Source organism: Dongia soli (genome assembly GCF_034044715.1).
In the GTDB taxonomy this organism is placed as follows: Bacteria; Pseudomonadota; Alphaproteobacteria; order Dongiales; family Dongiaceae; genus Dongia_B; species Dongia_B soli.
Window position 1 is genome coordinate 382,650 of record NZ_JAXCLW010000002.1, and the last position, 14,226, is coordinate 396,875.

Below are 14,226 nucleotides of genomic sequence, written 5' to 3' on the forward strand. Positions count from 1 at the left end.
CCGCGCCAAGGCGGTTATCTGCGGAGCCAAAGGAAAAAAAGCCGATTGGGTGCCCCTCAAACATCGGCAGCCGGGAAAATCAGTCGCATTGTGGTGCCGGTCTCCCGGATCCCTTCATCCGGCACACCATGAGCAATCATCTGGGTGTTGATGGTTTCCACGGTGATAGAGCCGCCATGGGCTTCGATCAGTCCCTTGGTAATGGAGAGGCCGAGGCCGGCGCCTTGCAGACTACTGGTGATATCGGCCATCTTGGGGCTGAAGGGTTCGAATAAATGAGGCAGGACGGCATTAGCGATACCCGGTCCCTGGTCTCGCACCGCGATCTCACTGCCGCCTTTGTCGGTTGGTCGCGCGGAAATAAAAATCCGGCCGTCCGGCGGCGAGAACTTGATCGCGTTGGAGAGAAGGTTGAGCAGCATTTGGGTGACGGCCCGCAAGTCGCAGCGGGCGAGCAGGGGGGCTTCGGGTAGGCTGACCTCGATCGTAATCCCTTTCTCGGATGCTGTTGCGCTGATCATCGAAACGCAACTTTCGATAATCGAATTTAGCTTCCGGATCGCCATATCGAAATCGGCTTTGCCGGCCTCGATGCGGGACATGTCGAGAATGTCGTTGATCAAGGCCAGCAAATGCTGGCCGCTGCGCTTGATGTCCATCGTATATTCACGATAGCGCGCATTTCCCAAAGGACCGAATAGCTCGGTCTGCATGACATCGGTGAAGCCGATGATCGCGTTCAGTGGCGTGCGCAGTTCATGCGACATGTTTGCCAGGAAATTGCTTTTGATCCGACTAGCCCGCTGGAGATCCCTATTCTGCCTCAACAGGTCTTGCTGGGCTTGGTTGAGCTTGGCATGGCTTTGATGAATGCGATCCGCCATCGCATTGAAGGCGGTGCCGAGATGGCCGATCTCATCATTGGTGCGGACAGGAGCACGGATATTGGTTTGTCCAATAGCGAAGCTCTGCACGATGGATGCCAGCTCGCGGAGCGGCTGGACAATGCTCATGCGCAACGCCGTATGGAGGGCCACGGTAATGAGCAGCATGGCGGCGAAGGCGATGGCCATTGTCCAAAGAAACGCCGATGTCACGCGCCCGACAATGCTGGCGATCGGCACAACCCGGTAGTAGGACCAGCCGGTCTCGGCAATTCTGATCGATACAATGACGCTTTTGATGCCGGCAACGCTGAACCGATAGCTGTTGGCAATGCCGGTTTGCGCGGGTGCATATCGTTGCAGGGTGGAGATGACCTTTCCCATGGCGACTTTGTCGGCCAGGGTCAAGGTGCCGGCTTCAAGACCGGCTTGCCAATGACCGGCCAGCACCGGTTGGCCAGTCTTATCGATCAGGAAATGTTCGGTATCTTTGAACCTGTCGTTCTCGGTCAGTTGGTCCAGCAAATTCCGGATGAAGATGTCATGACCAATCGTGCCCAGCCACGTGCCATTGATGTCGATGGGAAGAACGGCGCTGACCATCCATGACCAGGCAACAAAATCATAGGTGGTTTGGGTCCAGCGCAGACCGCGGTCGGGATTTGTGGCGGGATCGCCGAGCATTACCCATTCGGTGCCGCTATAGTCGTCGGTGACTTGCGCCTGATAGATAAAGCTTGGAACGCGAGGCATATAAACGATTTCCGAACGCTGTCGCGTCAGCAGCCAGAGCGAATCAAAGGGAGGTACGATGGCGGAACCGTAAACGGTCATCAGATTCGGACCGCGGAGATGGAGGGCCTTCATGAGAGGCGTCAGTTCTGTCGTCGGATGCAAAAACACGCCGGCTTCGGTTCGCCCGTCGAAATGTGCCGGATCTGACGTAATCATGCCATTCGGTTGGCGCCGAAATACGGTGGAAAATTTTGCATCTTCTTCCGGTGTCAGCGGTGCGGCGAGATTGGCGATCAGGTGGTCTCGGAACGTCTCCAGACTGCGTCGAGCCAGAGACAATTCCGCATCCAGTAACCTTGTTTTGTTGCTGGCGATAACCGAAATCAATTGCGCCGCATCTTCAATCGTCGTTTCGCGGCTGAACAGATAGAAGCCGACGGTCGCCGGTCCGCTGGCAACCAGAACGCAAAACATGACGATTGCTACGAGTCGATACGAAAGCTTCGTCGCGACATATGTACTGATGCTGCGCAAGACTTACCCTGACTGCTTCCCGGCCCTAGCGGGTTCGGGTTGGACGCGATCTGATTCGCCTCCTATCCTGCAATCCATCGGTAAAAAGGCTGTTAACCAGGAATGGTCGTTAACTATCAATTACTTAACCAAATTCCCAAGGCGGCCGAATTGGTGCGCTTTGTCACGCAATCGGGATGGTGAAGGGGTTGAAATAAAACGGCAATTCAATCATTGTGCCGCCAGTTTTACGATATCTTGAGTGGTTGATGAACGATGAGCAGGCACGGACTTGCTTCAGCGGCGGCTCCTATTGCGGCCGAAAGTTTATTGCAACGAGTGGAGCAGGGAATCGCCGCCGCCGCGGAAACCCTGGCTGCGGGTCAGCATCCGGATGGGCACTGGGCTTTCGAATTGGAAGCGGACGCCACCATTCCGGCCGAATATGTTTTATTGAAGCATTTTCTGGATGAAATCGAGCCGAGCATCGAGCCGCCAATCGTCAATTACCTGAAGTCGATACAGGGTGCCCATGGGGGATGGCCCTTGTTTTACGATGGCGATTTCAATATTTCCGCCAGCGTGAAGGCTTATTTCGCTCTAAAAATCTGCGGGGAAGACGTGAATGCCCCGCATATGAAGCGAGCGCGTGAAGCCATCCTGGCGCATGGCGGTGCGCAGACATCGAATGTCTTTACTTTGGTCCAGCTGGCGCTGTTCGGGCAGGTCCCCTGGCGTGCCGTGCCGGTCATGCCGGTCGAGATCATGCATCTGCCCCGCTGGTTCCCGTTCCATCTCGATAAGGTCAGCTATTGGTCGCGGACAGTCATTGTGCCGCTACTGGTCCTGATGGCGAAAAAGCCGCTGGCCAAGAATCCCCGGGGCGTTGATATCCGCGAGCTGTTCGTCACGCCCCCCGAGCAAGTGACGAATTGGTATAATATGAACCGGAAGGGCGCCTGGGCGGTTTTCTTCCGCAATATCGATCGCGTTTTGCAGCGGGTTGAGTGGGCGTTTCCTAAGGCGTCGCGTGAGCGGGCCATCGAAAAAGCGGTCGAGTTTGTGACCGAGCGGCTGAATGGCGAAGATGGCCTTGGCGCCATCTATCCGGCGATGGCCAACAGCGTAATGATGTTTGAAGTCCTCGGTTATCCGAAGGACCACCCGGACCTCGTCATAGCCAAGAAATCAATCGAAAAGCTGATGGTTGTTCATGGCGACCGGGCCTATTGCCAACCTTGCCTTTCGCCGGTCTGGGACACCGGTCTTGTCAGCCACGCGATGTTGGAAATCGGTGGGGAATTTGCGGAGACAGTGACACCGGCTGCCGATTGGCTCAAGGATCGGCAAATTCTAGACGTCGTCGGCGACTGGGCGGCCCGGGCGCCGGGTGTGCGGCCGGGTGGCTGGGCGTTCCAATATAATAATCCCCATTATCCCGATGTCGACGATACGGCTGTCGTTGTAATGGCGCTCGACCGCTTGGATCCTGCGAAATACAAAGAGCAGATCGACCGGGCGGTAGAATGGATTTTCGGCCTGCAAAGCTCGAATGGCGGTTGGGGCGCATTCGATGCTGATAACGACTACCAATATCTCAACCACATTCCCTTCGCGGATCATGGCGCGTTGCTCGATCCGCCGACAGCCGATGTCTCGGCGCGTTGTCTCAGCATGCTGGCCCAACTCGGCTACAAGATCGATCATCCGAAGGTGAAGGCAGCACTTGATTATCTGCTGCGGGAACAGGAACCGGATGGAAGCTGGTTTGGCCGTTGGGGCACGAATTATATCTATGGCACCTGGTCGGTTTTGTGCGCGCTAAACGCTATCGGCCTGCCAAGCGAGCATCCGGTCATGCGGAAGGCCTCAGCCTGGCTGATCTCCAAACAGCGTGAAGATGGTGGGTGGGGTGAAGACGGCGCTTCCTATTGGGAGGATCAGCCCCGCGGCGAGGGCAAGGTGTCTACGGCGTCCCAGACCGCCTGGGCAGTGCTTGGCCTGATGGCGGCCGGGGATGTCGATCATCCGGCGGTGGAAAAGGGTATTCGGTTCCTGACTGAAACCCAGACGGAAGACGGCGAGTGGGATGAAGAATCCTACACGGCGGTCGGCTTCCCGCGGGTGTTCTATCTGCGTTACCACGGCTACCGCGCCTTCTTCCCGGTTTGGGCGATGGCACGATACCGCAATCTGAAGCAGGGTAATTCCAAGAACGTTCTATTTGGAATGTAAGGTGATCGGCGTCGTTACGGGCCTGCAGGCCGAAGCGAAGATCGTCCGTGGCCTGCCTTGCCTGGTCGTAAGCGGTGGCGGCCGAGCTGACATGACACGCCGAAAGATAGACGGCCTGATCGAGGCCGGAGTTCAGGGGCTGGTCAGTTTCGGAATTGCCGGCGCAGTCGATCCCGCAATGAAGACTGGCGATGTTGTCGTCTCCGCGACGGTGATCGACGCGGAGGGACGGCGTTATGTGGGAGATCCGGCCTGGCTCGAGAAGATCCTGTCGCACTTGCCGGGAAGCCACCATGGAGATCTTTACGGCAGTGATCACATGATCTCGACGGCTGCCGATAAGGCACAGATATTAAAGCAATATGCGTGCATCGCCGTCGATATGGAAAGCCATCACACGGCCCGCGCCGCGACACGTCATCAATTACCCTTCATCGTGATCCGCGCCATAGCGGATACTGCTTCTGAGCATTTGCCCGAGGCTCTCGCGGCAGGCGTCGATGCCGAAGGAAAAACCCGGGTCTGGCCGATTATTGCCGCTTTGCTGACGGGGCGGCTGAGTATCGGAGCCGTGCTGCGGGCTGGCCGCTCCTCCGGTCGGGCGCTCGCAAGCTTGAGGCAAAGCCGGCCGTCCTTGGATAGATTGTTTCTGAAGAAGTGAGTGTTTCTCCAATTATCCGCTGAATCGTAAGCGGGAGAAACTGGGGCGACTATGCTCAGTCGATCGTCGTGTCTTGTGCCGCTTCCACGGCATCATAAATTGGCCGCGAAATACCTGTTGCGGGAGGGGCGGCATCCGATGCTGAGGTGTTGTCAGGATTCCGGCCAAGACAGCAATGCGGCCCGCACCACCCGGCGGGCAGTTTCCCGCGGGACGCCGCCTTTCGCCTGGGCGGCCAGGCCCTGGATGAGCGACATGATGAAGGACGCAGCATCGTCGCTGGTCATGCCCGGCGGCAGCGGCGCGGTTGCCGACGTCTCTTCAAAGCGGTCGCGGAGCCGCTGCCTGAAAAGCTCACGGCCGCGGACGAGTCTCTGCCTGATCGGCTCGGCTTCCGTGGACCCGGACAGCGCGGTGTTGAGTTCGAGACAGCCGGCCGGATTGCGCCGCCCGCTATGCAGCTCGGTGACGCCCTCGAGCAGCCGCGCGGCGATGCGACGCGGCGTCGGCTCCGCAAGCGCTTCATGCCGAAAATCCAGGAAGTCCCGCTGGTATCGCTCAACGACGCGCCAGAAGAGTCCCTCCTTGCTGCCGAAGGCTTTGTAGAGACTTGACTTGGTCAGCCCCGTCGCCCCCAACAGGTCGCTTAGAGCCGCACTCTCATAGCCCTTCTCCCAAAAAACCCGAAGGGCGGCGTCCAAAACCTCGTCTTCATCAAATTCGCGGGGACGTGCCATCGTGCTTTGGGTACCTGTTGGTCGGCTCCTGTCATAAATATAGACCGATCGGTATCGATTCCAAGCAGGGGCCTTGAATGATTGTGGACCAAATGGTATCTAACGGATGCCGCGACGAATGGGCGGTCGGCCAGCCCTAGCGGCAATGCCGGTAGGGCTGAGATTGCGCAGGTCAGCAGGACTGGATCGAGCGGGGCGTTGAGCCGGCGCCGGCGGGGTGTTTTTTGCGCAATTATGGACCGATAGGTACATAACGAGGCCAGGCCCCCTGCAAGACCCATCCGCGCGGCACCCCCGAAAGCAGAGAGAGAACACTGCTGCCATCGCTAAGGATGCTCGGAGGTTCAGGTGAGGCGCGCGTAACCCGGAGCCCGGGGGCATCCACGAAAGAGACTTGGGAAGGCGTCCGGGCTTTTGTATCAGCTGGTATTTTGGCAGGTGAAGCATGAACAAGCCACAGAAGGTTGTTGTCGTCACCGGTGCGTCACAAGGCATCGGCGCTGAAATCGTAAGCGCATTCCGAAAGCTTGATTACCGCATTGTCGCAACCTCACGTTCGATCAAGCCGTCGGACGATGAGAACATCCTGAGCATCGCCGGAGACATCGGCGATCCTGCAACCGCCCGACGCGTCATTGCCGAAGGCGTCGCCCGATTTGGCCGGATCGATACGTTGGTGAACAATGCTGGCATCTATATCGGAAAGCCTTTCACCGAGCACACCGCCGAAGACTACGTCGCCGTGATGAATGTGAACATCGCGGGCTTCTATCACATCACACGACACGCGATTGCCGAGATGGAAAAACGTTCGAGCGGCCACGTGGTGAGCGTCACCGCCAGCATCGGCGGTGAGATCGCATTCAGTGGGATCTATTCAGTCTTGGCGGCCATGACGAAGGGCGGCCTAAATGCTGCCACGAAGTCACTGGCGATCGAGTATGCGAAGAAGGGTATTCGCGTGAACGCCGTCGCTCCAGGAATCGTGAAGTCCCCGATGCACGCGCCGGAAACTCACGAAGCGCTGGGAGCTTTCCACCCTATCGGACGTATGGGTGAAACTAGCGATATCGCCAGTGCTATCCTCTTTCTCGACGCGGCACCGTTCATCACTGGGGAGATCCTGCATGTCGATGGCGGGCTAAGTGCCGGCCGCTGAGAAGCGAAATTTGTTTCGAAATAACTCTGACGACCGCAGCGCGGCCGCGGAATTCGGTCTGTTACCGAAATCCGCGGCCGGTTCCCACTCAGGGGGATCACTGCGCTCGCAGGCGGCGGGCGGCGTCAGTCGCGATCCACAGGGAGACGGCGAGGAGGCCGAGGTCCTTTAGCAGGAATTGACCGGGCGCGACGGTGATCGCCGGGAAGCCGAGCGTGGGCTCGAAGACGCCGGGGGTCGAGGCCATGAAGCTCAGCGTGGTGACGAAGAGGCCGGCGGAGAGGAGCCCGCCGAGCGCCCCGGCCAGAGGCCGGACCAGGCCCGCAAGCACCAGGAGGCCGATGCTGAGCTCGAGAAAGCCGAGGAAGGTGGAGAAGCCGCGCACCGAAAAGATGTCGTAGAACCAGCTCAGCAGCGGGCTGTTCGAGACCAATGGCACCAGTCCCTGCGCCTCATAGCCGGTGAATTTCATGCCGCCGAACCAGAAATAGATCACCGCGAGCGAGAGGTAGAGACCAGCCCGCGTCAGCGGCTCGATGGACGCAAGCCCGCGGTCGAGGACGGTTGCGTATGAGACAGGAGGATGTACTGTGAATGTCGCCTCGGCGGCGGGGCTATTGCGGTCAACGGACGGAATGATTGCCATGACTTTCTCCTGGGCTAGATCGGTGAGGCGGCCGGTATGGCGCCTCGATGTGCTCAAAAAGATGGCCGACGCCCGCGTGCATGTCGTCCGGCAGGAATTGCAGATCGTCCGATGAGCGAGATTGGGGTGACGAGGGCCGGCGACACTCCGGAGCCTGACCGGCTGGCGGCGGTGTTTTCGCGCATGCGCCTCACAGCGCGCGTCTTCTACACGGGCCCATTCTGCGCGATCCAGGAATACGGACGGACCGGTGGACCGGGGCACATCCACCTCCTGCGCGCCGGTCGCATGGTGGTCGAAGGCGACGCCCTGGCCCGGACGCCCGTGGAGGCCCCGACCGCGATCCTGTTCCCCCGTGCGGGATTGCATCAACTGATCGCTGGGCAAGAGGACGAGGCAGAGCTGGTCTGTGCCGAGATTGATCTCGGCGGGCCAGGCAACCCGCTGGAGCAGGGGCTCCCACCCGTGCTGATCCTACCGCTGGAGCGCGAGGACGTGCTGGGCACGGCGCTGGGCCTGCTGTTCGCCGAGGCCTCGGCGCAGGAATCCGGCCGTCAGGCCGCTCTCGACCGCTTGGCGGAGGTGGCGCTCATCTACATTCTGCGCCGCATGACGGCGGCGCCGCAGCCCGGCTACGGGCTGCTTGCGGGCCTCGCTCATCCGGCGCTGAACCGGGTGCTGACCCGCCTGCACGAGGAGCCGGGCGCCGACTGGTCGCTGGAGCGCATGGCCGACGAGGCCGGCATGTCGCGCAGCGTCTTCGCCGAGACTTTCCGGGAAACGGTCGGCATCGCGCCGGGCAACTATCTCACGCGCTGGCGCTTGTCGCTGGCGCGCGCCCTGCTGCAGGCCGGGCAACCGGCGAAGGCAGTGGCGCGGCAGGTCGGCTACGCTAGTCCGGCCGCCTTCTCCCGCGCCTTCACCCGGCAGTTTGGCATTCCGGCCGGTGAATCAGCACCGAAGTGTGACTCGTAGCTTGGCTGTCTTGATCGTCGCCTGATTTTCAGCTGCTCGATGAATATAGTCGACGCAAAAACGCCTCTCTCCAGCGGAAAGAGGCGTTTCTTAAAAAAAAGAAGGCGTTATTCCGCGGCGGCACGACCCTTGTTTTGGTTGGCCGCTTTTTCCGCTTTGATTTGGGTCATCGCGTCTTCGACATGACGCGAGAAGACGAATTCGGCAGGGCGCTGTTTATCGAGCGCGATGTCGGGAGCCATATCGCCATCGACCTTCACGCCTTTCAGCGACACCATCAGGGCCTTCAGCGGATGCTTGAAAGTGTCTTTCACAGCGGTTCCTTCGAAGCCGCTATGCACCATGCAATCCGCGCACTTTTCGTAATTGCCGACGCCGTAGCTGTCCCAATCCGTACCATCCATGAGTTCGGCATAGGTCTTCGCATAGCCTTCGCCGATCAGATAGCAGGGGCGCTGCCAACCGAAGACGTTGCGGGTTGGGTTTGCCCAGGGCGTGCAGGCATAAGTCTCGTTGCCGGCGAGGAAATTGAGGAACAGCGAGGACTGGCTGAACTGCCAGCGCTTGCCTTTGTCACCGCGGCGGAAAATATCCCGGAACAACTGGCGCGTTTTCTGCCGGTTCAGGAAGTGCTGCTGATCCGGGGCCCGTTCATAGGCGTAGCCCGGCGATACCGTGATGCCATCGAGACCCATCGCCATGACGTCGTCGAAGAAGCTGGCGGCGCGGGCCGGATCGGTACCATCGAAGAAGGTGCAATTGATGTTCACGCGGAAGCCCGCGGCTTTCGCTCTCTTGATGGCTTCCACTGCCTTCTCGTAGACACCCTGCTGGCAGACAGATTTGTCATGCTCTTCCTTGCTGCCGTCCAAATGGACCGACCAGGTGAAGTAGGGGGAGGGCTTGTACTGGTCCATCTTCTTTTCCAACAGCAATGCGTTGGTGCAGAGATAGACGAAGCGCTTCTGGGCGATCAGACCTTCGATGATCTGCGGCATTTCCCTATGCAGCAGAGGCTCGCCCCCAGCGATCGAGACCATCGGCGCGCCGCATTCCTCAGCCGCCTGGAGAGCATCCTTCACCGAGATGCGTTGGTTTAGAATCTCATCCGGATAGTCGATCTTGCCGCACCCGGCGCAGGCGAGATTGCAGCGAAACAGCGGTTCCAGCATCAGGACGAGCGGATAGCGCTTTCGCCCCAGCAGGTGCTGTTTCATGACGTAAGCGCCTACGCGCATAGCCTGACGTAAAGGTACCGCCACGATTAACTCCTTCCGTTTCTCAGCCGATAGCTCGGCTGGGTCCGTCGTTCAGTCGCAGGTTGTCGTCGGTTTCCCGATTGGAATCAAGACAATCTAGACATTTTTCTTGCGGTGCGAAAGCTGGGGGAGTGGCGCAGAAGGCGGCGTCCAAGGATGTATAAAACCGTTATTCGCGCGGCACGTCACTGCATATAAGGACAGCCAGAGCATAGACTTTTTTCTATAATATTCTGATTCAACAGGATATTTTTATCTCCCATCGGTGGGGCCAAGGCGCGGCTCGCATACGTAGCCGTGGATTCGGCCAAACCTGGAACTCTTCCTCGCAATAGTGTGATGCACATCATTCGCCGAAAGGCGCTTACTGCGTGTATGTCTGCAATCGGAAGGCGCGGTCTGAGTCGGGCTTTGTCTAGCCGCCAGATTGCTGACGAACGAGGGGAGCTGACCGATAAGCCAGGCGGGCGGATTGCCATTGGACTGGTAATTACGCGCGGCTTTGCCTATAAGCTGCGAGCTTTACGTGCCCCTGCAACGTTCAACGAGTTCGGGCCTTCAAGACTCGGTTTAGATGACCGCCCCGCTCTTACGTCGCGTCAGCCGTGAGAAAGAGGCGCATTAGATGAAAAGGTAAAAACGTGACGGTAGCCAGCAAGACACCGCTTTTGGATCGCGTGACCACGCCAGCGCAATTGCGCCAGTTGGATCCTTCCGATCTCCGGCAGTTGGCTCATGAACTGCGTCAGGAAACGATCGATGCCGTTTCGGTTACAGGTGGTCACCTTGGCGCCGGGCTCGGCGTTGTCGAGTTGACTACTGCGATTCATTACGTCTTTGACACGCCTTACGATCGTTTGATCTGGGACGTAGGTCATCAGGCCTATCCGCACAAAATTCTCACCGGCCGGCGCGATCGAATTCGTACCTTGCGGCAAGGTGGCGGCTTGAGTGGTTTTACCAAGCGATCCGAATCCGAATATGATCCTTTTGGTGCCGCTCATAGCTCGACATCAATTTCGGCTGGCCTCGGCATGGCGGTGGCCAGCGAGATGCAGGGCCGCAAGCGTAATGTCATCGCGGTGATCGGCGACGGCTCGATGAGTGCCGGCATGGCTTATGAGGCCATGAACAATGCCGGATCGATGGATACCCGGCTCATCGTCATCCTGAACGACAACGACATGTCAATTGCGCCGCCCGTCGGTGCCTTAAGCGCTTATCTGTCGCGGTCGATCTCGTCTTCTTCCTTCCGCTCGCTGCGTCATCTGGCGAAGGACTTCAGCAAGATCCTGCCGAGCGGTCTCCAGCGCGCGGCGCAGCGTGCCGAGGAATATGCCCGCGGCATGATTTCAGGGGGCACGCTGTTTGAGGAGCTCGGCTTCTACTATGTAGGCCCGATCGATGGACACAACCTCGATCACCTGCTGCCGGTTTTGCAGAATCTGCGCAATTCGGACGAGCCGGGCCCCGTTTTGGTTCACGTGGTAACAGAGAAAGGCCATGGCTATCCGCCGGCTGAGAAGTCGGCTGACAAGTATCATGGCGTGGTCAAGTTCGACGTTGCCACCGGTATTCAGCAAAAGTCGACGCCCAAGGCACCCAGCTACACGAGCGTCTATGCGAAGGCGTTGATCGCTGAAGCGAAAGCGGATGATCGCGTCGTTGCGGTGAACGCGGCGATGCCCTCGGGCACGGGCCTGGACATTTTCGGCAAGGCTTTCCCTGATCGCTGTTTCGACGTCGCCATTGCTGAACAGCACGCTGTCACCTTCTGTGCCGGCATGGCCTGTGAAGGCTTGAAGCCATTTGCGACGATCTATTCGACCTTCCTACAGCGCGGTTATGATCAAGTCGTGCATGACGTGGCAATCCAGAGCCTGCCCGTTCGTTTCGCGATGGATCGGGCTGGTCTGGTTGGCGCCGATGGCGCAACCCATGCCGGCAGTTTCGACATCGCCTATCTCGGCTGCCTGCCGAACTTCGTCCTGATGGCGCCTTCCGATGAAGCCGAATTGATGCATATGGTGGCGACGGCGGCGGCAATTGATGACCGGCCCAGCGCTTTCCGTTATCCGCGCGGTGAAGGGTACAACGTGCCTTTACCCGAACGCGGCACTGTGCTGGAGATCGGCAAAGGCCGCATTATCCGCGAAGGCACCAAGGTGGCGTTGTTGAGCTACGGGACGCGCCTGCAGGAATGCTTGAAGGCCGCTGATGATCTGGCCGCCAAGGGATTGTCCACGACTGTTGCGGATGCTCGTTTCTGCAAGCCGCTCGATACCGACCTGGTCAATCGCCTGGCGCGTGAACACGAAGTCTTGATTACTATCGAAGAAGGTTCGATTGGCGGTTTCGGCAGCCATGTCCTACATCATTTGGCAACCGTCGGGCTGCTGGATAGCGGGCTGAAGATCAGGCCAATGGTGTTACCGGATATCTTCATCGATCACGACTCGCCGCAGAAACAGTACGACCTTGCCCGGCTGAACGCTATCCACGTAGTTGAAACGGTATTGCAATGCCTGGGTGTCTCGCAAAGCGTCGCACAGCAATGATCAATCGTCGCAATTTTGTGCGGACCGCGCTGATAGCCGGCACGGTCGCTGCCATCGCCGGTCGACTGGGTGCTCATCCGGCGTTAGCCGAGGCGGGGGATCCGAAGGCAAAGGTAGAGGCCTTCTATGCCGTGTTGCTAGACTGCATGAAGCAGGGCCCGCAACTTGGCTTCGACGGTCGCTATAAGAAATTGGAGCCGGTGATCCAGAATACGTTTGACGTGCCGATCATGGCGCGGATCGCGGTTGGCCAGGAATGGACTAATATGCCAGCCGACAAAAAATCGGCGATCCTGGAAGTTTTCACGCGCTATATGATCACCACCTACGCGTCGCGTTTCAAAGCATTTAGCGGGCAGAGCTTTTCCGTCGGCGATGTGAAGCAGCCGAATGCCGATCGCAAATTGGTGGAAAGCAAAATCATCCGCGCGAATGGGGAACCGGTACAACTGAACTACGTGTTCCGCCAAGGTGACGATGGCTGGAAGATCATCGATATCTATCTCAGCGGCACGATTTCCGAAATGGCGCGCATGCGCTCGGACTTCTCCGAAACCATTCGCTCCGGCGGCGCGGATGCATTGATCAAGGTCCTCGAACAGAAGATCGCCGAATTGAAGAAGGGTGCCTGATCGGTCGGTCGGTTTGCCGGAAGCTTGGTGCAACTGAGAGGCGGGGCGGGCCGTGCCGGGCGAGAGGCCAGATTGTGCTGCTGAACATCCATCAATTACAGCGTTAGCATCGGTCTCGCCAAACAGTGCCAATTCGCTTTTACCATCCGTGATGGTTGAATGGCCCGGCTCGGTGGCCGCCATTATGATGATAATGATTAGTCATGGCTTTGTAGACAGACGCTGCAATGACGAGCAGAGGTCGAGGACGCTAAACGAGCCGCCGGTCCTTTGTCTGCGACAGTTCACAAGCCTCTTTCAACGCGAGCAAGCATTCGTTGAGTTCGGATAAACGGACAGGCTTGGCCAGTGAGCCAGTCATATTAAGTCCGCGCGCGACGCCCAATCCCGCGGCGACCCGCAACATTGTCGGATCGAGCCCGCTGAAAATGAAGATTCTTGCCTGGCTGCCGGTATCCGCGAGAAAGCTCAGCAGTTCTATGCCGTCTGGTTTAGGCATTCCGAGGTCCAACACGATGACGTCAGGTTGGAAGTCCTTACAAATGTCCTTGAATTCGTCGGGTTGATGGCATTGCCGGACCGCGAAACCGCAAGCAGTGGCAGCTTCGGCGACAAGCGACGCGACATCGGCTTCGTCATCGATAATCAGTAACTGATGCTCTTCCACGACGCTCCTGCGCCGAGCATGTGGCAGGACCTAGTCCGCAACCAAACGTTGGGTGCCCACAATTCTACAATCTTAGGTAGCATTGCATTCCTAGGACTGATCTTACGGATGAGTCGGAGGAGGTCAAGCGGGATAGGTCGGCTTCGTTAATCGACAAGACAAAAAAACGGGGGCAGCAATCGCTGCCCCCGCTCACTGCATGATGCAATGGCTGGATTGGGATCCAGTTATGCGAGCTGCAAGTTCGTGGCCGAAGTTTTGCCACGGCGCGGGTCGCGCTCCAGTTCGAAGCTGATGCGCTGACCGTCGCGCAGCGTACCGATACCCGAGCGCTCAACCGCCGAGATGTGGACGAAAACATCCGCCGACCCATCTTCCGGCTGAATAAAGCCATAGCCCTTGGATGCATTGAACCACTTCACGGTTCCAATAGCCATTTGATAATCCTTCATTAGGTTTCACATGCACTTGACGTGCAGTCGATTTCTTCGATTGTAGGGCAGGTGCAGGTCCGGCGCTCGATCTCGAGCTGTGGAGAGCATGCCAGACGTGAAGCTGTCGACTT

Annotated in this window: 12 protein-coding genes; 6 read left to right on the forward strand and 6 right to left on the reverse strand. The window is 58.5% G+C overall.

Translation table 11 applies throughout. From position 1 onward, the window contains the following. Positions 1-56: 56 nt before the first annotated feature. Entirely contained in the window at positions 57-2,093 is a 2,037-nt protein-coding gene (locus SMD27_RS08290) for an ATP-binding protein (RefSeq protein WP_320507898.1), read from the reverse strand. Between the two features lie 369 nt (positions 2,094-2,462). Between SMD27_RS08290 and shc the strand changes: the two genes are divergently transcribed. Continuing rightward, complete coding sequence (shc, locus tag SMD27_RS08295) at positions 2,463-4,367, forward strand: squalene--hopene cyclase (protein WP_452094322.1); 1,905 nt, start codon at positions 2,463-2,465, stop codon at positions 4,365-4,367. A 1-nt stretch (position 4,368) separates the two neighbouring features. Then, complete coding sequence (locus SMD27_RS08300) at positions 4,369-5,028, forward strand: phosphorylase family protein (RefSeq protein WP_320507900.1); 660 nt, start codon at positions 4,369-4,371, stop codon at positions 5,026-5,028. A 152-nt stretch (positions 5,029-5,180) separates the two neighbouring features. On the opposite strand, the gene SMD27_RS08305 is transcribed toward SMD27_RS08300, so the two are convergent. Beyond that, positions 5,181-5,765 (reverse strand): TetR/AcrR family transcriptional regulator, encoded by a 585-nt coding sequence (locus SMD27_RS08305; RefSeq protein WP_320507901.1) that lies wholly within the window; start codon positions 5,763-5,765, stop codon positions 5,181-5,183. Positions 5,766-6,210: 445 nt separating this feature from the next. Between SMD27_RS08305 and SMD27_RS08310 the strand changes: the two genes are divergently transcribed. Next, a complete protein-coding gene (locus tag SMD27_RS08310; protein WP_320507902.1) occupies positions 6,211-6,924 on the forward strand; it encodes an SDR family NAD(P)-dependent oxidoreductase in 714 nt (237 codons plus the stop codon). A gap of 97 nt (positions 6,925-7,021) precedes the next feature. On the opposite strand, the gene SMD27_RS08315 is transcribed toward SMD27_RS08310, so the two are convergent. Beyond that, a complete protein-coding gene (locus tag SMD27_RS08315; RefSeq protein WP_320507903.1) occupies positions 7,022-7,570 on the reverse strand; it encodes a YkgB family protein in 549 nt (182 codons plus the stop codon). 111 nt (positions 7,571-7,681) lie between these two features. Here SMD27_RS08315 and SMD27_RS08320 point away from each other — a divergent pair, with 111 nt between their 5' ends. Further along, positions 7,682-8,545: a helix-turn-helix transcriptional regulator gene (locus SMD27_RS08320; RefSeq protein ID WP_320507904.1), complete on the forward strand. Its 864-nt coding sequence runs from the start codon at positions 7,682-7,684 to the stop codon at positions 8,543-8,545. A 107-nt stretch (positions 8,546-8,652) separates the two neighbouring features. Here the strand turns inward: SMD27_RS08320 and hpnH are convergent, their stop codons facing one another. After that, positions 8,653-9,807, reverse strand: a complete 1,155-nt coding sequence (gene hpnH / locus SMD27_RS08325) for an adenosyl-hopene transferase HpnH (protein WP_320507905.1) — start codon at positions 9,805-9,807, stop codon at positions 8,653-8,655. 638 nt (positions 9,808-10,445) lie between these two features. Here hpnH and dxs point away from each other — a divergent pair. After that, positions 10,446-12,362: a 1-deoxy-D-xylulose-5-phosphate synthase gene (dxs, locus tag SMD27_RS08330; protein ID WP_320507906.1), complete on the forward strand. Its 1,917-nt coding sequence runs from the start codon at positions 10,446-10,448 to the stop codon at positions 12,360-12,362. Then, positions 12,359-12,994 (forward strand): ABC transporter substrate-binding protein, encoded by a 636-nt coding sequence (locus SMD27_RS08335; RefSeq protein ID WP_320507907.1) that lies wholly within the window; start codon positions 12,359-12,361, stop codon positions 12,992-12,994. The genes dxs and SMD27_RS08335 overlap by 4 nt, the downstream gene beginning before the upstream one ends. Positions 12,995-13,244: 250 nt before the next feature. Here the strand turns inward: SMD27_RS08335 and SMD27_RS08340 are convergent, their stop codons facing one another. Together SMD27_RS08340 and SMD27_RS08345 are read right to left on the reverse strand one after the other, a co-directional pair. Beyond that, positions 13,245-13,661: a response regulator transcription factor gene (locus SMD27_RS08340; RefSeq protein ID WP_320507908.1), complete on the reverse strand. Its 417-nt coding sequence runs from the start codon at positions 13,659-13,661 to the stop codon at positions 13,245-13,247. Between the two features lie 227 nt (positions 13,662-13,888). Further along, positions 13,889-14,098, reverse strand: a complete 210-nt coding sequence (locus SMD27_RS08345; protein WP_320508649.1) for a cold-shock protein — start codon at positions 14,096-14,098, stop codon at positions 13,889-13,891. Positions 14,099-14,226 lie beyond the last annotated feature (128 nt).